This window comes from Psychrobacillus antarcticus (assembly GCF_029533155.1).
GTDB classification, from domain to species: Bacteria; Bacillota; Bacilli; order Bacillales_A; family Planococcaceae; genus Psychrobacillus; species Psychrobacillus antarcticus.
This window is the reverse complement of record NZ_JAIZDB010000020.1, coordinates 51,650-70,280: the sequence shown is the minus strand read 5'-3', so window position 1 is coordinate 70,280 and position 18,631 is coordinate 51,650. Positions and strand designations below refer to the sequence as shown.

The following is an 18,631-nucleotide window of genomic DNA, read 5'->3' as shown; positions in this document are numbered from 1 at the left end:
GAAATCAAGTAGCTTTTTATACTTTACTTTTGGACAAGGAAATTCAAAAGCTATGGTCGAATATGAATAGAGTAGGAGTGGGGGTAATCTGATTGGTAGCTGTATTTGAAATGTTTTCAGTTACACATATAAGTTCCGTAGTTATTTTGTGCTTACTTATCCTTCTGTTATTTTCCAGTAGAAATAGGTGGCCTATTCAGCAAAAGAAAGTCCAATTCATGGAACGTTTTTTCGCTCTTACTTTAGTCGTCATGGACGGCTGTTATTATATATGGCTTGTTCAAACTGGAAGATGGAATTGGGGCAACTCGTTACCACTTGAACTATGTAGTATTAGTTTAATCGTAACTATTATTTTACTATGGACTGGAAATAAGAAGCTATATCCATTTGTTTTTTACGCAGGTATTGGTGGAGCTATTCAGGCTGTTGCCACACCAGTTTTAGATATGAATTTTCCTCATTTTAGGTTCTTTCACTTTTTCTACACGCATTTTGGAATCATTTTAACTGCCCTTTATTTTACATGGGTGAAAGGTTATAGACCCACATTCAAAGGCATTATGCAGACGATGATTACGTTAAATGCATTGCTGCCATTCCTATTTGCCATTAACTTTTTAGTGGAAGGGAATTATATGTTTTTACAGGAAAAGCCAAGAGGTGGAAGCTTGTTGGATTTTTTAGGTCCGTATCCTTGGTATATATTATCGCTAGAGTTAGCCGCCTTTATTGTTTTTAGTTGTTTATGGCTTTTGTTTAGAACGAAAAAGAATAGGGAGGCTACATATGAAATTACATGATTAGTGGCGCATAATTGGCATTGAGCAACATCGAAATGATCCGCCAGATTTAATGATTTCCGAGAAATCGACCTCTAACACTTCATATCCATGCTGTCTCAGCTGATGATTAACATCATGATTTATTGGCAAACTAAACACTCGATTATGACCAATAGACAGTACATTCGTACCCATTGAGAACTGCTCCCTTTCACTCACTTCGATTAAATGATACATGCTCCCTAAAAGGGCTACGATTTCTGAGTCGAGTGCATCAGGATAAATCAACGCATCTTTTGAGGAAAGAATATTGAACACACAGTCTAGGTGCAAATATTTGGGGTTGAAAGGAATAGGTAGAATCTCAAAATCCGGTAATTCACTTTGCAAAGCTTGAACAGCGTCTTTACATGTACGATCGCTAATTCCGATAAATACCCGATTGCCATCCACTATTACATCGCCACCTTCAATGGAATGCGTTGAAAGCTTTTTATATGAAATATCATGTTCTTTCATCCAATGAGCTAACACTTGTTCTTCCCCTTGACGAATGGGACTTGCCATTTCGGAAATGAATAAGCGATCGCCTAAAGTAAACCCAATATCTCTAGTGAAAACTTGTTCAGGATAGTCTTTACTTGGTTTTAGTTTAATTACTTCCACACCCACATTCCGTAAAGCTTGTTCAAATACCCGATGCTGAGAAAGGGCAAGTGAACGATCAATATTTTCATTTATATACTTTTTTTGAACGTCATTAATTACTTCTTTTATTTCCATATATTGAGGATCACATAATACGACTTTTTGAAGCATTCCATATTCACTTTGACAATTTATTTGAAAATGATCTTGAATTATTTTTCCCATCATTCATCCTCCACTTCTTCATGCCTTCTTTTATATTCCCTAGATTTTTCATTTCATAACCTTTTCATGAAAATTATTTTCATTTGAAGAAGGTTGTTTTAGGAATTTTATGATGGGGTAAAGACTAGACATATAGAGACGCGAATACAGATAGTGGAGGCGATTGTATGATTACGAAGAAACAGGCTTTATTGACAAAAGAGGATTTTCAGACTAGAACTGACTTGCCTAGTTGGCTCTATAAAGAATATGAAACTTTTCATAAAACGGTAACGGATAAGACGTTTCCATGTTTTTTTGGAATGAATGGCGAGCTAAAAGGTGAACTTCGCTATGCTTATATCAATCAAGCTGACTGGAGTAATTTACCTGCTGCAGTAGCAGGCTTTTTAGATTTGTTTAAATTACCAAATTACAAAAAACATGGACTCTTTGTATTTGTTGAGCCCCTTGAGCAAGAGGGTTCTATCGACGATTATCGAAAGCAATTTTGGGATATTCTTCAATACTTACATGAAGTAGATGAAATTGAATGGCCGAAAGACAGTCCTCGCGACCCTGAACACTATTTATGGGATTTTCGATTCAATGGAGAGCCAATTTTCGTGTTCGGAAATACCCCTGCCTATAAGAAGCGAAAGACACGTCATCTAGGAAATGCCATGGTCCTTGGATTCCAGCCTCGAAAGATATTTGAAGGATTAGAAGGAACTGAAAAAGGTGGTATTATGTCACGTGAAAAAGTTCGTAAACGTGTAGAAGTTTGGGATCAGCTCCCTAAGCACCCGGATATCGGACACTTCGGTGACCCAACACATAATGAATGGAAGCAATTCTTTATTGGCGATGACATTGAGCCAATTCAAGGGAAATGTCCATTCCACCATAAATCACAAGCATAATATATCAAATCCCCATTTTCATAGGGGATTTTTTTGTGGAAAATAATGGTCAATAAAAAAAGGTACCAAACAATATTATGAGTCTTTGTAGCACTTCATATTACTACCTCTTTATGGTAAATTGTTTAAATGTGTGAAACTTTTTATTTTACAAAAGGGTCTAATTAATAAAGGAGGAATTTACGGTATGAACTTATTTATAAAGTCAGGTTGGAGCATGGTAATTCTAGTAATGGGAAGCATTATATTGCTAGGAGCCTGCTCGGAAGAGGAAACATCAAAAGAAGAAGAAACCACAGGTAAACAATTAGCTATCATTAAGAATTATGAGCTACCTACAAGAAATCTAGTTTTGGATGAGGTAGAGTGGATCGAGGAATCCGACACAGATAGGATTAAGGAGTTAGGATTAGATGTGGAGAAGGATTTACCTACTGGATTCGTGATTTATAATGAAACAAAAGAAGAAACTAGCATGAAGTTAGCCGAGGATGCAGAGTTCTTAATCATTAACCAAGAAGATCCTTCTAAGCCTAGAGAGGTGGATGAGAAGGAATTTATCACCTATTTATTGGGCGTCAAAGGTCCTTATTATGTAACAGTTAAAGATGATGTAGTAGTGAAAGTCGAAGAAAAGTATATGCCATGATGATAAAAAAGCACTTAGGTACTGTATATATACAGTACCTAAGTGCTTTTTTTGTGTGGGGATAGCAGTGATCTCGGGCGTTCACTTGACCTCGGGCGTATAGAGCAGAGTCTCGGGCGTAAGGAGTGAGATCTCGGGCGGATAGCAAGTAATTGCGGGCGTTCACCAGACCTCGGGCGTATAGGAGAGGAGGGCGGGCGTAAGGAATGGGATTCTCGGGCGTATAGCAAGTAATCGCGGGCGTTCACCAGACCTCGGGCTTATAGAGCAATGTCTCGGGCATTATTTTCCTCTATCATTTTTGTAGGTGTACCGATTATTATATTTATCGTTTTACTATAAGTTTTCTATATAGAGCGAGTTTGATAGGAGGAGAAAAAGGATGAAAATGCATCGGGCAGAAGAAATTTGGCTAATCATTGGTGTTGCTATTTTAGTAATTTCGATGGCAATCACGGGATATCAGGCTTTTGTTTTGGGCATGCGGACGCCTAGTGGGCTTGAGACAATAGATCCGCAGAAGGTTGATGAAACAGCTACGAGAGAGAACCTCCAGCATACGAGAGCGATTTGCATCTATACGAGATGCAAATCGACTATCCGTGAGAAATCTCTATCTTCCAAGTGGACTAGTTATTCAACATGTAGTGCCATACATCACTTTATACAATAAGCATAAAATATCCGTATAAATTTTTTATTAAAAAAGGGTTTAAATGCTATTGGTAGAATGTAATAGAAGTAATCAATTAATAAAAGGGATTGAATTCTAATGTATAGATTGGAAAAAATGACACAGGAACAAGCTGAAGGTATAGCTAATAATTGGAATTATAATGATGAATGTTCATTTCATGGTATGGACGGAAAAGAATACGACGGTTTAATTAAGAAGAAATACTACGATGTTTTTTTGTGAGAGGAGAGCTTTGTATAAAATTTAAATTAATTATCGTCATGGTATGTTTAATGATTTTATGGGGCTGTACAGAAAAACAGCTTATATCAGAAGAGTCGATTCGTATTGGAGTTATTGGCGACAACATAGAACAATTTGAGTATTCAAATGTCATTTATGAATCTTTAGAGGTTGAGGAAGTACTCACAAATGACGAGTTGAAAACAAAGTATAATTTTCTAATGATTAGTAATGAACATTTTAATACTGTATCAGAAAGTGATTATATAGCTCGTTTTGAAAGTATACAGATGCCTGTTTTATTTGTTGATTCAACAAAAGGTTGGATGCCATTTATTAGTCCAATAACTTTACAAATGCCTAAATTATACAATGAATATAACAATGATCCATTTAAACAATCTATTGTTTCAACTTATGAACTTTCGGGAGTATTTAGTGGAATATCAGTTCGATACTCAATTGATGAAAAATTATCACAAGAAGAATTTGAAGAACTAGCGACTTATATTTTCAGATAATATAAGCAAGCGAAAGTGGAACCTAAATATTTATGTTTCAATTTTGGAGGGGAAAATGGAAATCTTTCAATCAATGAATAAAAAATATACTAAGGCAACAGAGTGGGTTACAGAAAATTCATATGAAATAGATTCATTAACGGAATGCGAAATAGAGTATTTTCTGTTTTTAGAACAAGTTCTTAAGGACAAGCGGATAGTCTGGCTTGGTGAAAATGGGCATGGGATTGCAGAACATTCCTCTTTAAAATCGAATCTGATTAATTTTCTATATAGCAAAATGGGATTTAAAGTCGTCGCATTTGAAAGTGGATTAAGTGAATGTTATTGCTCTAACTACTTAAAGGATAAACTTTGCGTTACGAGCTAATGGATAAGTCCATTTTTTCTTTGTGGAAAACCGAAGAAACATTACCGTTGTTTCAACAAATAAAACAGAATATGGACTTAAAGCTTATAGGTTTTGATTTTCAGCCATCCAGCAAGGAAAGCTTACTTTTAGATTTCCTTGAAAGTGTCGACATTGAATTCACATTAAAATTTAAAGAGAATATATATAAGGTAGACGAGAAGATAATAGGCTGGTATAGAAACATTGGAAAGTATAAAGCGGTAGGGAAAAAGGTTCCAAAAGATGTTTCCATAAGTTTTCAAAGAAATAAAAAAGAACTCTTTAACTTGATAACTCAGATAAGCATAGAACTGGAGACTTGGAAAGAAGAATTCCTTCGCAAGAACCTATATGTTCCATATATAGTAATGCAAAAGATACTAGATAATAAACGGAAATTCTTAGATATATTAGGTACTAAAAATGGAGAGTACTTTAAGTTTCGTGATCAAATAATGGCGGAAAACTTAGAGTGGATTTGCAATACATTATATCCAAATGAAAAAATCATCGTTTGGGCACATAACACACACATCTACAAAAATATTCAATCATCATTCTATAGCTACAAGCCAATGGGTTCATTAATGAGTCCTGATTTGATCAATCAATCCTATTACCTCGGTCTATTTATGTATGAAGGAAGTGCAGCCTTAAATAATAGAAGTGTATATAGATTACGAAAACCTCCTAAGAGAAGTTTGGAAGATTACTTAAATCATAATCTTTCTCAAGTATCATTTCTTGATTTTTCTTCCGCACGACCAATTGAATCTAATAACTGGATTTTTAATAAAACAGTGATTATGGAATCAGGAACGATACAACAAGTAATTACTCCTGCAGAGCAACTAGACGGAATATTCTTCACTAAAAAAGTATCACCCCCTCGTTATATCTAAAGCTTTATCCAACGTAGTGGAGGATGACATACTATTTTACTTTTTATATAGAGGAGAGAGATATAGAATGGACTTTGGTACTCTAATAGCGGAAGGAAATACCGCAAAAATATATCAGGAACAAAACCTGGCTTACAAAGTATTTAATGAATCTCTACCTAAAACAGAAGCTACTTACGAGGCGAATAAGCAAGAGTTTGCCTACTCGTGTGGTCTTCCTGTCCCTCAAATTATAGATGTCATCGAGGTTGATGGGAAACAAGCTATACTTATGGAATATATTAAGGGAAAAACATTAGGAAGCATGCTATTAGAGAATATGGAAAAAGCCGAATATTACATGGAAATATTCTGTAATGTGCAACAGCAAATCCATATGGTTGTTCCGAATTCACTTGAACCTATGTCCCGAAAATTAAGAAGACAGATTGAATCGGCACCTATTCTAGATCAGAAACAAAAGTATATATTAATTAATAGACTTGAGTTGCTGTCATATGAAAATGAAACAAGCCTTTGTCATGGAGATTTCCATCCTTTTAATCTGATTGTGTCTAATAAGAAAATGACAATAATTGATTGGGTTGATGCGAGTGCAGGAGACATTCGTGCTGACATATATCGTACTTATCTATTATATTCACAGTTTTCTATGGAATTAGCGGAGATGTATTTACAGCTTTACTGTAGGAAACTTGGTTTGCCGATAGAAGAAGTTGTTGAATGGGCACCAATTATGGCAGGAGCAAGATTAGCTGAAAATGTATCAACTGAAAATTCTCAACGCTTGTTCGAAATTATAAAGCGTTATTGTCCACTTTAAATTTTCAGTACATTACTAGGAAATGGAGCAGAAAAAATGACAACTGAAAACCTAAAACAGAATAAGAGGAGTTGGGATAAGGTTGCTCACCATTTTTATGGTGTAGATGCTTTACCTAGTTATGGTCCCTTTGCCCAAACGGAAGATGAATTAGGATTATTGGAAGAAATGGCAAACAAAAAGGTGCTAGAGATTGGTTGCGGCAGTGGACATTCATTAATGTATATGGCTGACAGGGGGGCTGGCGAACTATGGGGAGTCGACTTTTCTGAGAATCAGATTAAGGCTGCCGAGGAAACGCTAAAAGATTTAGACACTCATTTATTCTGTTCCCCGATGGAAGTTGATATTGGATTGCCAAAATTTTATTTTGACTGTGTTTATTCTATTTATGCTATTGGATGGACTACTGATTTGACTTCTACCTTCCGATTGATTCATTCCTATTTGAAGCAGGGAGGAAGCTTTGTATTTAGTTGGGATCATCCGTTATATACTCATATTATCAGTAACAATGGCCAACTAAGTCTTAATGGATCATACCAGGAGGAAGGATTTACAACATATCCGAATTTTAAAGGAGAAGATGCTCCTATGGTAATTCCTAATAGAAAGCTTAGTACATATATAAATGAATTGATAAAAGCAGGATTTACGATTGACTCTGTAATAGAAAGTGATGTATCAGTAAATTATGAGTCGGCTAAGGAAGAAATATCTGATCGATATTATTCTTTATACAAAGCAAAGAGATTCCCGACTACTATGATTATTAAAGTCATAAAAAAGTAGTCTAAGCTTAGCTGATGGAGGAGAGAAATTGGAGGAGGAAAATAAGTTTACTTTATATTTTCATATGTGTGCAGGTGCATTAGGTCCATTTCTTATAACATTAACTATATGAAACGGCTAACTCTTGTTCAAACGGTTACCTTAAGTTATATATCTCACAAACTTGTTCTATGTAAAAGAGCGAGTCGTTCCGCCGTTAATTATAGAAAAGTGTAATATTGCACACAAATTCCTTTAAAAAAATAGCCTTTTTTTATAATGAATATACCCTTAAAGTAAACATTTAGGGTATATGAAGTTTATCCCGTTAACAAATGAACCTATTATATTTTTGAGAGGTAGTTATATGAAAATTGATTCACCAAAAATACCAAACGATTTACCTTCAATGAATTTCCAAGATATTTTTTATCAAGAAGAACCAGAACTTGAAATGTGCATAATTAATGATTCCCTTTTTGCCAATGAATTGTTACATAGAGTTCGATTATCTAGAATGTTCATAAAAAATTGTAGGTTTAACAATACTAATTTTAGTAATATCGATATTACTGATGTTATATTTGAGAATTGCGATTTTTCAAATGCTAATTTGAGTAGTTCTTCCATACACAGGGCAGTATTTAAGGATTGCAAATTATTAGGTATAGATTTTACAGAATCTCGCTTTGGCAATGTTGAGTTTGATAATTCTTTACTGAATTTATCCGCATTTGGAAATTCAAAATTAGAAAAGGTTAAATTTCAAGATACTTCATTAGTTAGTTCTGATTTTTATGATTGTATATTTAAGAACGTCGAATTTAGATTATGCAATATTAACGGTGCAAACTTTGAAGAAACATCACTTAAAGGGATTGATATTAGTAATTCTAGTTTTGAATCACTTACTGTATCTCCCGAAAATCTTAAAGGCTGCAAAGTAAATTCTTATCAGGCAATTCAATTTGCATCATTATTAGGCTTGGTAATTATTGATTAAATACATATTATGCTAACTTGATTGTACAACTAATATGCTTTTATTATTCTAATATTGACTAAGAATTAAAAATGTGTATAATACAAGGTAATTACATATCTTAAATGTTTTCTAGGGTTCCGCAAATGCAATGTTGGTCTGGTCCGAGAGAAAACTCATAGCTATGCTGTGTCACGGAAGGATAAAAGCCTGGGAGAAACTGTTTTTCAACAGTTATCTCTTAGGTTTTTTTTTGTTTTTCTGGTAAGAATAAAATTGGAGGTGTCTTTTAGATGAATAAAGACTGGATGAAAGTATTTATTGCTGCTTTCTTTGAAATTTTTTGGGTTATTGGTTTAAAACATGCAAATGACTTTTGGACTTGGGCTGGAACTTTTATTGCTATTATCGTTAGTTTTTCTTTAATGATTATGGCTGGACGAAAACTTCCGGTAGGAACTGTATATGCAATTTTCGTTGGTATAGGTACAGCAGGAACTGTCTTTTCAGAATTTCTATTCTTTGGAGAACCATTTAAAATAGCAAAAGTACTCTTGATTTTACTTTTATTAGCAGGAGTAATTGGATTGAAGTTAGTTACAACAGACAAAGTTCAGGAAGGGGATGAATCCTAATGGCATGGTTTTCATTAATCTTAGCAGGTTTGTTTGAAATGTTTGGTGTTGTAATGATAAATAAGTTGCATAAAGATCGTAATTGGCAAGCATTAGTACTTTTGATTCTCGGGTTTGGAGCAAGTTTTCTTCTTCTTGCTTATTCAATGAAAACACTTCCTATGGGTACAGCTTATGCTATTTGGACAGGAATTGGTGCATCTGGTGGAGCAATTTTAGGTATGGTTTTATATGGTGAATCAAAAGATTGGAAAAGACTTGTTTTTATTGGCATGGTTCTAGGTGCTGCAGTAGGTCTAAAGCTCGTCTCATAAAAGAAATTTTAGATTATAATTTGAAGAAGATACTCGTTCTATTTCGGCCTTGGTCAATATCTTTAAATAAGGAAAAACGTTGTAGAAGTGCTTGTATCGATTCTACATTCATTTAGCTCATCCTTTCTTCCTAAGACTGTTCTATTCATTGTACCATCAAAATTTTTATCTTTGGAGAACAATAACAAGTGATTTAAATCATAGTGGCAATGTGTTTTTTCTCACTTCGCTTTAAGGTGTTAAGCATTATGATATGAACGGAATCATAAATATTGGAGGAAGCCAAAATGAGTTATTTACAGTTTGCAGTAAAACTAAACCCCCAGATATTGAGCCGAGAATTCGTCATTCAAGAATATTTGAAGCATTTGATGCTTTATAGTCTGGAGAGTTTTTAGAGCTCTCTAATGACCATGATCCAAAGCCATTACTCTATCAGTTTATGATGGAAAGAGCAGACACATACACATGGGAGTATCTTGAAAATGGTTCCGATCAATGGAGAGTTGCTATCGGCAAAAACTAAGATGAATTATATAGAAAAGTGTTTTAATGGTTATCTAAACTCTCAAACTGCGTACCAAAGGAGTAAGCGATTGGAATGGATGTATATAGAGACAAGTAATAGAGTAAAAGCTATTACTTGTCTTTTTGTTTTACTTAGTTCCACCCTAGGCAAGCCCAACTAAAAACGAGTAGAATAGATGTATTAGTCAGAAAAATAAAACGAAAGAACAATGAGGATTAAGTAATGGCAATTGAATTAGTAAGAGAGTATTTTAAAGAATTTGGAATGGACGATAAAATACAGGAATATGAGTCGTCGAGTGCTACCGTAGAATTAGCAGCAATCGCACTGAATGTCGAACCCGCTAGGATAGCTAAAACACTTTCTTTCAAGGTTGAGGATGGATGTATACTCATAGTTGCTGCTGGTGATACAAAAATTGATAATGCGAAATTTAAGCAGACTTTCGAAGTGAAAGCAAAAATGCTGCCTCCTGAAGAAGTACTAGAACAGGTGGGACATGCAGTTGGAGGCGTTTGTCCATTTGGAATTCCAACACATATCAATGTGTATTTAGACGAATCATTAAAACGTTTTGATACGGTTTTTCCAGCTTGTGGGAGTAGTAATAGTGCAATTGAGCTTACTTGTGAAGAACTTTTTACCTTTGCAAAAGCGGTTGACTGGGTTGATGTTTGCAAAGGATGACCGATTAATTTTTCGGAATAGGGGTGTTCAAATGGATATATCTTTTAAAACGACTGAAGGTAGATTTAACTATCCCGCATTAACGGGCAGTAAGACACCCACTTTAAGGCTTGCCCAAGCAACAAAGCATAAGTGGGAGATAACTGCCCGTAAAAGCCCGAATGGTTCAACTAACAATCAGTGGGGATGAAGAAAACCCCCACTGATTGAAGTTTCACTTTATCGTGTAGCTGGATTGTTGGTACAGGATGGAAAATTGCTTATCATGCAAGATAAAGGTCAACCGCATTATTATGTGCCTGGCGGTCGGATCAAGATGAACGAAAAAAGCGAAGATGCCTTACAGCGTGAAATAAAAGAAAAGCTAGGAATAGAAGTGAACGTAAACCGGATGCTTTGGGTAAATGAAAACTTCTTTAAAGAGGATACAGTTCAAGAACAGTTTCATGAAGTTTGTTTCTTTTATTTGCTAGAGTTAAAAGATGAGGAAGTCCTTAAAAGAGGCAGTGAATTTGAGGTTAACGAAAATGAAAAAATACATATGTATTATTGGAAATCGTTGGACGAAATTAATCATATAAATTTATATCCACAGTTTTTGAAGGAGAAAATGATTGAATTACCTCAGCATATAAAACATATTGTGGAGACCTGAAAAAAGCTCGTGAAATCATGAGTGAACTTGCGATCTAGTATACAAGTTGCAAATAAAAGTATAAAATTTGAAACCTTTTGAATATTCGAACGTATTTATGATACAAGTACTTTTCGTTAAGGAGGGATTTTATGAGCATTATATTTATGGTGATTTTTACAGGTATTGCCCTAACAGTCCTATTTAAAATTGCCCATCTAATATACTTATTATTTAAGCTAGGTTTCAACTTCGAAGTGATCAAATTCCTAGCGGTCCTTGGAGTCATGACAGCCTTTGCAGCGTTCATATTAATCGGTACTGATTTTAGTACAGCTGGTTTCGTTATAGCGTCAATCATAGGTGGTGCGTTGCTACCGTATTTATTTGACATTACTAAGATGAAGCCTAAATCTCATTATGGGACAGCGAAACCAAATAGCGTATCCGGAAGCAGTTACGCATGGAGCTACTACGGTGGTGGAAATGTGGATTGTGGAAACGTAGGTTTTAGTAGTGGTAGTAGCGCAAGTTTTAACAGCGATAGCGGTGGTGATTGTAGTGGAGGTGGGGGAGGTAGCGAGTAACCATGAACAACAGAAAAAAGAATCCATATGAGTCGTATTTATGGATTCTTTTGTTGTATTTTATTTGGTTAATGTAAAAATGTATAGGATGTTTACCTAATATGAATAGCTGAAAAATTAATAAGTAGTCACTTTCGCAAACTTTTGCAATGTATAAATCCATCGTTGCCACCAAGTAAAGCTATCTTGGAACTCTTCCAATTCTAACGTATACATAGCATCTTCATTATTCCAAAGTCGTTCAAAGTATGTTTCCATTTCGATTACTAATTCGCTGTCATTTGGTGCGATTACCTTTAAGTTATTTTCTAGATTATAATCGTCTAATGTTCTTTCCGTGTAATTAGAGGAACCACTTGAAATAATAGTATGCTCATCAGATTGAATCCAAATTGCTTTGGTATGGTATTGACCGATAACGGTATTGTACCATCGTATTTTTAATTTACCCTCTGTGTCTTCGATCATTTCTTGCGCGACTGGACGATTTGGAAGTCCAGATTTTTCTCGGCCGAAGGAATTTTCGTTTGGGTCGAGAACCATATTAACTTCTACACCTCGATTTGCTGCATCTATGAGAGCATTGACAATATCTCGCTTCGCTACAAAAAACATACCTAGCCAAATTTTGTCGCCTTCTTTTGTGGCAGCTAAGTCAGCAAGTAACGCATCTAGGATTTTCTTCTCTGTTAAATACTGAACTTGATATTGTCCGTCGGATTCTTCTATATCCACACGGGGCAATTTAGGTCCTCCGGAAAACAAAGAAACTGCTTCCTCTGACTCTAAAATATCATTTAATATAGGACCGGTTACTTTCAATGCGATATTTCCATGAAATCCACTGGCATCATGAGGGTTAGAAGACGTCACCATTGCCTTTTTCTCCGTTACTATACCCTTCCGATGATTTGCTTTTACATTGAGTAATGTCATATAGGAGGCAATCGTCATTTTAGGAGCCTCACTTGCCATCGCATTTGATATCCAGCCCTCTCCTCCAAAGTCAAACCACTGGAAAAAAGTGCGGTAAATACCCGAATAGACTGGGACAGAATCGCGCAAAAGGTCTAAATCGGTATAAACAATTTCTACGCCAGCTTCTCTCATTTTCTTAAACCATTTACTTTCATAGGATCCATAGCCTTTGTTAATTGGATCCGTGATAAATATAACAGGCATATCCGGATGGTCTAATTTTTTATTAGCTAATGTTGTAGACAACGTGTCAGCAATCTTCGGGAAGTCTTCCTTTTCATCGTAAAACCCATCAATTAGAAAGAAATCTACTACGACAAATTCTTCGGCTTCCTCGATCATCTTATAAACTTCATCAAATATATTATTTTCGTGTACCATGCCAGTTCCTTCTTGGTCCTGTGCGTAGGTTAAATCAGTAATCATCTCAACCGTATCTGTATTATGTAACTCTCCTTTAAAGGAAACCCCTTCTGGTAAAGGTTTATATGTATGCCACAGTATAGCTGCAATATAAATAAGTCCAAATATACCTATAGAACCCATCACGATCCTCTTCCGCATACTCCATGACTTTTTTTTCTTTTTAGCCATTTTTCTTCCCCCTACTAATTCTCTTTTAAATGCTTTTCCCTTAAATTGAGAAATACAAACCACTTACAGAAAACTGGGAGTTGAATAGTTAATGAATATACTGGCATTCTTCTTGTTATTGTTCATAATAAACCAAGGTTGTATTCCAAGATAAAAAAACTCCTGACGGCAAATTAAATGCGAGTCAAGAGCTCTCTTATAGAATAACTAGTCGGCATTTATGCTTTAACTAGTAATCCGCCTTCTTTTAAATATTTTTGAATACCTTCTGCTGCACGATAAGAAAGTGCACCTAGAGTACCAGTTGGGTTAAAGCTACTATTATGTGGGAATGCAGATGAACCTAAAACAAATACGTTTTCAGCTTCCCACATTTGTAGGTAAGTGTTTAGCGCTGATTTCTCAGGGTCTGTTCCCATAATTACTCCACCTGTATTATGAGTGTTTGAATCTTTGTTTACGTTAAATGGACCTTGCTCTTCATTTGTATCAATAATATCTGCACCAATTTCTTCTGCAAATTTACGCGTGATAGCCGACATGTATTTACCCATCGCACGGTCATTATCTGTATATTCATATGTCATGCGTAATAATGGATATCCAAATTCGTCTTTAAATTCTGGATCAAGATCTAGATAATTTTCTTTATGTGGTAAAGAAGCACCTTGCGTCTTAACTGGGAAGTTTGAATTTGCATATTTAATCGATTTCTCTTTGAACTCAGCTCCCCATGTTGGTGTTCCAGCAGGTACACGGTTTACTGCAATTGGGCGGTCCCCGTATTGTGTTGAACGAATACCAGCGCCATGTATGAAGTCTAGGTCAGTATGATCAAAGTTATCGCCCATATATTCAGCAATTTCCATTCCTAATGCACCAGCACCACCATATAGATTAAACTCTCTATCCTCGAAGAATAGCTGAGAACTTCCAGAAGTTACTTGATAACAATAGTTTTTACCAATTGTCCCCTTACCTGTATTTGGATCATAAGGTGTACCAATACCAGAGTTTAGAAGTAAACGAGAATTGTTGAATACATAACTTGCAACTACAACTACATCTGCAGGTTGTTCAAACTTCTCTCCAGTTAGCATATCTACATAAATAACTCCGTTTACTTTCCCACCACTTTTAGTTAATTCTAAAACATTAGAATGAGTACGAAGATCTAGCTTACCTGTTTGTTTTGCAACCGGAATTACCGTTACAGCAGGGTCACCTTTAGCTCCATATTCACATCCGAAGTTTTCACAATATGCACAGTATTGACATGCTCCACGAGAGATGCCATCTGGATTTGTATATGCTTCAGAAAGGTTAGCAGCAGGAATAACGAAAGGTTTGTATCCGAAGCTTGTTGCTGCTTTTTCGAATTCTTTCATTAATGGAGTTTTCACTAAAGGAGGCGTTGGATATGGATTAGTACGTTTCCCCCATAGTTCGACTGTTTCACCTGAAATACCAGCCATTTTTTCAAAGGTATCATAGTATGGTTCCATTTCATCATAAGTGATACCCCAGTCGTTAAGACCTTCCATCCAAGCAGGAATTTTTTCGATTCCGTAACGCTCAATTGTTTTCGAACGAATTTCAAAGTCATAAGGCAAGAATCGATATGTTTGTCCATTCCAGTGACTACCTGCACCACCAACTCCGTCTCCTACTATGAATGTACCGTAGTGGCGCATCGGTAAAGCTTTACCTGAAACTGTATTTCTATAAGTAACAGTTTCCTTTGATAGATCTTGCATTAATTCTTGACGATGTTGGTAACGAAGTTCATCATGTCCCATTGTATAGTCAGCTGTTGTACGGTCTTTTCCGCGTTCTAATCCAACAACACTTATTCCAGCTTTTGTTAGTTCAGCTGAGACGATTCCACCAGCCCAACCCATCCCTACTACTACTACAGGTACTTTAGGTAATTTTGCAACCATTTATATGTCCGCCCTCTCTATTATTAGTGTCCCATATGAGAATTTAAACTTTGTGGTTCAAGTTCGATAAATTTCTCATCTTGTATTTCAGTCACATATTGCATACGAGATCCTGGGTACTTACGCATACTCCAGCCAACCATTTCATTATTACCACCATACATTGGGTCCGCATATACACCCTCAATAGTTAATGTGCGTAGTAAACTGAAAAATTGAGCAGAAGAAACTTTCCCGTATAATTCAACTTTACCTTCACTAAAAGCAAGTAGAACTTCATCTTGTTGAGCTGCTTCTAACTCTTTAAAGTTAACTTCAAATTGTTTATTACTATACTTGTCTAAACTATCTAAACCAGCTAAGAACAAATCTTTACGAAGAATTTTAATTTGTGGACCTTGGTTTTCTTCTGCTTTATAAAACGCCCCTAAACGGTAATCTTTTACGTTAGAACCCCATGGACCAGCCAATTGGTGATCAATATAAACAGCAGCATTAAGTTCTTTGGCACCAGGGCCATTTGCATCTTCAGGGAAAATACGTTCTACTGCTGCTTGAGTAACTTGATATTGGTTTGGTGTGAAGAACATTAGAGCTACATTTGGATTAGCAGCAGGCGTTGTTGCGTGTTTCTGAGTTTCCGTAGTAGTTGTTGTTGATTTTTCATCTTTTATTAGAAGACTTCCTAAAGCTCCACCTAAAACAACTCCACCTACTGTCAAACCAGAATTTTTGATAAACGTACGTCTAGACGAAAGTTTGTCTAAAACGGAATTTTTCTTTTCTTGTTCTGACATATTAAAACCTCCCATTTAACTAGATAAATAAAAAATGTGTAAGAAATTTTCTTCCTTTAATGCACAATAGAGCTCCAATTATAAACAATTGTATGAAGAGCCGAAAAAACAAGTAATGAAACTATGAAAATAGTGTATTTTCTTCCTGACCAACAAAGCACAATAATGGCTAAACCAATTTCAGAACCTAATAGGGCAAACCAAGGGAATGGACTATTATAAAAAAAGAGTAAAAGGGCAAAATCAGCTACGATAAAAAGGGCAAGTAGCATTTGATTGAGCATCCTCAATTCTTCTAAATTGTACTGCGTCATACTTATTCTCCTTTCTTATGCAATAAATAAGAACTATTTTAAAAAGATGCTTCTTTTTGTATACAAAACAATTCTTTTTGTATACAAAATGACATCATTCATTTTACTATAAACGTTTGTTGTTTGTACACATTTAATAATTTGTATATGAGGATAAATAATTGTTAACTAGTATAAAATCTATAAAATAAATTGGATATTTATAGTAAAGTTTAAAAGAGGTTTTGAAGTTTACTTGAAAACTTTCTTAAAAGATAAGAAAGTATATAAAAATACAGCATGAACACCAGTTTTGCAGGGCTTTTAAGAATGATTGCTGCTACTGATTTGCATTTCAGTGGACGCTTTCCGTGGGCATGGCTTCAATCTCCTCGGGCCAACAGGATGTTGGTCACGAAGGTGTTGCCACACGATGTGGCGCTCTTAGCCTTTGTCCCTTTCAAACGTTCCTGCGGGGCTTTCAGCTCGTGCTGTTCCCACAGGAGTCGCCACTTTCACTCCAATCAATTAAATGAGTAGTACTAAACTAGGGGATATTGCATAGACTCTCGCTTAGATTATAATAGTAGCCAGATTTAATATAGTGAAAAACCGTCTGAAGCATTAGGGATACTATTCTGGAAAGAAGGATGTAGAAAGTAGATATCCTTTTATACCAGAGGAAATAAAGAGAAATAGTTAGTGTTCACTAAATAAAGAAGCGAAATAGCGAACGAAATTGCATCTTCGTGAGCTACTTCTCTGTATAGGAATTTAGCTTTTCTCTAGTTACCCCAAAAATGAACTAACCCGTTTCTAAAAGTTGTAGAAGGGCGACGGACAGTTAATAGCCATAAGATTACCGAGAAAAAAAGATGCTGGTCGTGACTTCAGTCACGACCAGCATCTTTTAAAAAATCAAACGGTAATTATATAGCAATAAATCTGTACAAAGCCCTTCGAAAACAGTAGAAACAGGTTTAGATCCTAGAGGACCGGGCGTTTTATTGCCCGGTTTTTCTTAAAGGGGGACTATTGCTTTGGATCATAAAGGGCGGAGGTATGGAGTTTAATGGGTATTCTTTAATGCGAATAGGTTATCTCTTATACTATTCGTGGTGAGTTGAACTTTAATGAAAAAATAATAAAACAAAAAAGCACTAAATCAATCGCTGATTGGATTAGTGCTTTTTTGATAGTAAATTGCAATTTCATCAAAGTATAAATTGCTTAAATATTTAATAATGTCCTTTTCTACCAATAATCTCTAGAGTGAAATTCATGTCTTTATATAAATGTTTGGCCATTAGTTCGCCGGCAAGTAGTTCATTCTTATTCTTAATGGCTTTGTATATTTCCTCATGCTCATCTATTAAATGTGGGCGATTATATATATCAAGCCTTAGGCTAAACAAATAGAAAATTGTCTGAGCTTTTTCTAATTTTTCAATCATTATGGGATTTTGGCATTCATTTATGATTAATTCATGAAAGCGTTGGGTTTCATTGTATATATTTTTTGAATGTCCTTCCATAAGCAAACTACGAGATTTCTTTATGGTATTCTCAAGTTCTATTACCGTTTCTGTTGTCATATTTTCCGCTGCTCTTTTTGCTGCAAAACTTTCTAGTACTATGCGTAACTCATATATGTATATCAAATCCTGTGCAGTGGGATTATAGATTTGCTTATTTTTAATCAAACCTTCTTGCTCTAATCTTTTAATTGCTTCACGAATTGGTGTACGACTAACACCAATCTCACCAGCAAGACGTTCTTCTACGAGCTTCATTCCGCCTTTATAAGTTCCATCCAGCATACGTTCTCGAATGTATTCATAAGCCAATTTTTGTGCATTCATTTTATCTGAAGCCATATCTTAACCCCTCAAAATTATTTTAATTAAATACTCACCTATTATACTTTATAAATTATTTTTATTGAAGAATACTACATCCTCAGGTAAAAGATTACTTTTTATAGACTAGTGATGAGTTATATAATCTGATAAAAGATGAGTAAAAACGTTATGAAGGTGTTACGCATGGTTGTTTAGGAAAATGGACGCATCTCGATGAATATAAAGGATTTATAGATTTATAGGGGATTTTTTATAAAAGA

General features: G+C 35.3%; 21 protein-coding genes, 1 pseudogene and 1 riboswitch. Of the genes and pseudogenes, 16 read left to right on the top strand and 6 right to left on the bottom strand.

Going from position 1 to position 18,631, the window contains the following annotated elements; all coding sequences use genetic code 11:
• Nucleotides 1–110: 110 nt before the first annotated feature.
• Nucleotides 111–803, top strand: a complete 693-nt coding sequence (locus LDK52_RS12500) for a YwaF family protein (RefSeq protein ID WP_277586365.1) — start codon at nt 111–113, stop codon at nt 801–803.
• Here the strand turns inward: LDK52_RS12500 and LDK52_RS12495 are convergent, their stop codons facing one another.
• Nucleotides 804–1,658 carry a dimethylarginine dimethylaminohydrolase family protein gene (locus LDK52_RS12495; protein WP_277586285.1) on the bottom strand — a complete coding sequence of 285 codons (855 nt, stop codon included), beginning with the start codon at nt 1,656–1,658 and terminating at the stop codon, nt 804–806.
• A gap of 167 nt (nt 1,659–1,825) precedes the next feature.
• Between LDK52_RS12495 and LDK52_RS12490 the strand changes: the two genes are divergently transcribed.
• The 15 genes and pseudogenes from LDK52_RS12490 (at nt 1,826) to LDK52_RS12420 (ending at nt 11,904) form a co-directional block, all read left to right on the top strand.
• Nucleotides 1,826–2,560, top strand: a complete 735-nt coding sequence (locus LDK52_RS12490; protein WP_277586284.1) for a YqcI/YcgG family protein — start codon at nt 1,826–1,828, stop codon at nt 2,558–2,560.
• A gap of 187 nt (nt 2,561–2,747) precedes the next feature.
• Complete coding sequence (locus tag LDK52_RS12485) at nt 2,748–3,209, top strand: hypothetical protein (RefSeq protein WP_277586283.1); 462 nt, start codon at nt 2,748–2,750, stop codon at nt 3,207–3,209.
• 382 nt (nt 3,210–3,591) lie between these two features.
• A complete protein-coding gene (locus LDK52_RS12480) occupies nt 3,592–3,882 on the top strand; it encodes a hypothetical protein (protein ID WP_277586282.1) in 291 nt (96 codons plus the stop codon).
• A gap of 296 nt (nt 3,883–4,178) precedes the next feature.
• On the top strand, nt 4,179–4,649 hold the full coding sequence (locus LDK52_RS12475; protein WP_277586281.1) for a hypothetical protein: 471 nt from the start codon (nt 4,179–4,181) through the stop codon (nt 4,647–4,649).
• Between the two features lie 55 nt (nt 4,650–4,704).
• Entirely contained in the window at nt 4,705–5,019 is a 315-nt protein-coding gene (locus tag LDK52_RS12470) for a hypothetical protein (RefSeq protein ID WP_277586280.1), read from the top strand.
• Nucleotides 5,019–5,942: an erythromycin esterase family protein gene (locus LDK52_RS12465; protein WP_277586279.1), complete on the top strand. Its 924-nt coding sequence runs from the start codon at nt 5,019–5,021 to the stop codon at nt 5,940–5,942. The genes LDK52_RS12470 and LDK52_RS12465 overlap by 1 nt, the downstream gene beginning before the upstream one ends.
• A 67-nt stretch (nt 5,943–6,009) precedes the next feature.
• Nucleotides 6,010–6,765: an aminoglycoside phosphotransferase family protein gene (locus tag LDK52_RS12460; RefSeq protein ID WP_277586278.1), complete on the top strand. Its 756-nt coding sequence runs from the start codon at nt 6,010–6,012 to the stop codon at nt 6,763–6,765.
• A gap of 36 nt (nt 6,766–6,801) precedes the next feature.
• Entirely contained in the window at nt 6,802–7,557 is a 756-nt protein-coding gene (locus tag LDK52_RS12455; protein WP_277586277.1) for a class I SAM-dependent methyltransferase, read from the top strand.
• A 346-nt stretch (nt 7,558–7,903) separates the two neighbouring features.
• A complete protein-coding gene (locus LDK52_RS12450) occupies nt 7,904–8,539 on the top strand; it encodes a pentapeptide repeat-containing protein (protein ID WP_277586276.1) in 636 nt (211 codons plus the stop codon).
• A gap of 100 nt (nt 8,540–8,639) precedes the next feature.
• Nucleotides 8,640–8,737: riboswitch (guanidine-I (ykkC/yxkD leader) on the top strand.
• Nucleotides 8,738–8,811: 74 nt separating this feature from the next.
• On the top strand, nt 8,812–9,153 hold the full coding sequence (locus LDK52_RS12445) for a DMT family transporter (RefSeq protein WP_277586275.1): 342 nt from the start codon (nt 8,812–8,814) through the stop codon (nt 9,151–9,153).
• Complete coding sequence (locus LDK52_RS12440) at nt 9,153–9,467, top strand: DMT family transporter (RefSeq protein ID WP_277586274.1); 315 nt, start codon at nt 9,153–9,155, stop codon at nt 9,465–9,467. The genes LDK52_RS12445 and LDK52_RS12440 overlap by 1 nt, the downstream gene beginning before the upstream one ends.
• A 287-nt stretch (nt 9,468–9,754) precedes the next feature.
• Nucleotides 9,755–9,993, top strand: a pseudogene (locus LDK52_RS12435) (DUF2249 domain-containing protein).
• A gap of 225 nt (nt 9,994–10,218) precedes the next feature.
• Nucleotides 10,219–10,683 (top strand): YbaK/EbsC family protein, encoded by a 465-nt coding sequence (locus tag LDK52_RS12430; protein ID WP_277586273.1) that lies wholly within the window; start codon nt 10,219–10,221, stop codon nt 10,681–10,683.
• Between the two features lie 235 nt (nt 10,684–10,918).
• Entirely contained in the window at nt 10,919–11,338 is a 420-nt protein-coding gene (locus LDK52_RS12425; RefSeq protein WP_320415366.1) for an NUDIX hydrolase, read from the top strand.
• A gap of 131 nt (nt 11,339–11,469) precedes the next feature.
• On the top strand, nt 11,470–11,904 hold the full coding sequence (locus tag LDK52_RS12420) for a hypothetical protein (RefSeq protein ID WP_277586271.1): 435 nt from the start codon (nt 11,470–11,472) through the stop codon (nt 11,902–11,904).
• A 117-nt stretch (nt 11,905–12,021) separates the two neighbouring features.
• On the opposite strand, the gene LDK52_RS12415 is transcribed toward LDK52_RS12420, so the two are convergent.
• From LDK52_RS12415 to LDK52_RS12395, 5 genes are all read right to left on the bottom strand, one after another.
• Nucleotides 12,022–13,476, bottom strand: a complete 1,455-nt coding sequence (locus LDK52_RS12415; protein WP_277586270.1) for a phospholipase D family protein — start codon at nt 13,474–13,476, stop codon at nt 12,022–12,024.
• Between the two features lie 218 nt (nt 13,477–13,694).
• Nucleotides 13,695–15,419 (bottom strand): GMC family oxidoreductase, encoded by a 1,725-nt coding sequence (locus tag LDK52_RS12410; RefSeq protein WP_277586269.1) that lies wholly within the window; start codon nt 15,417–15,419, stop codon nt 13,695–13,697.
• Between the two features lie 23 nt (nt 15,420–15,442).
• Nucleotides 15,443–16,216 carry a gluconate 2-dehydrogenase subunit 3 family protein gene (locus LDK52_RS12405; protein WP_277586268.1) on the bottom strand — a complete coding sequence of 258 codons (774 nt, stop codon included), beginning with the start codon at nt 16,214–16,216 and terminating at the stop codon, nt 15,443–15,445.
• Between the two features lie 56 nt (nt 16,217–16,272).
• Nucleotides 16,273–16,530, bottom strand: a complete 258-nt coding sequence (locus LDK52_RS12400; RefSeq protein ID WP_277586267.1) for a hypothetical protein — start codon at nt 16,528–16,530, stop codon at nt 16,273–16,275.
• Nucleotides 16,531–17,747: 1,217 nt separating this feature from the next.
• Nucleotides 17,748–18,386, bottom strand: coding sequence for a GntR family transcriptional regulator (locus LDK52_RS12395; RefSeq protein WP_277586266.1), 639 nt, complete (start codon nt 18,384–18,386; stop codon nt 17,748–17,750).
• Nucleotides 18,387–18,631 lie beyond the last annotated feature (245 nt).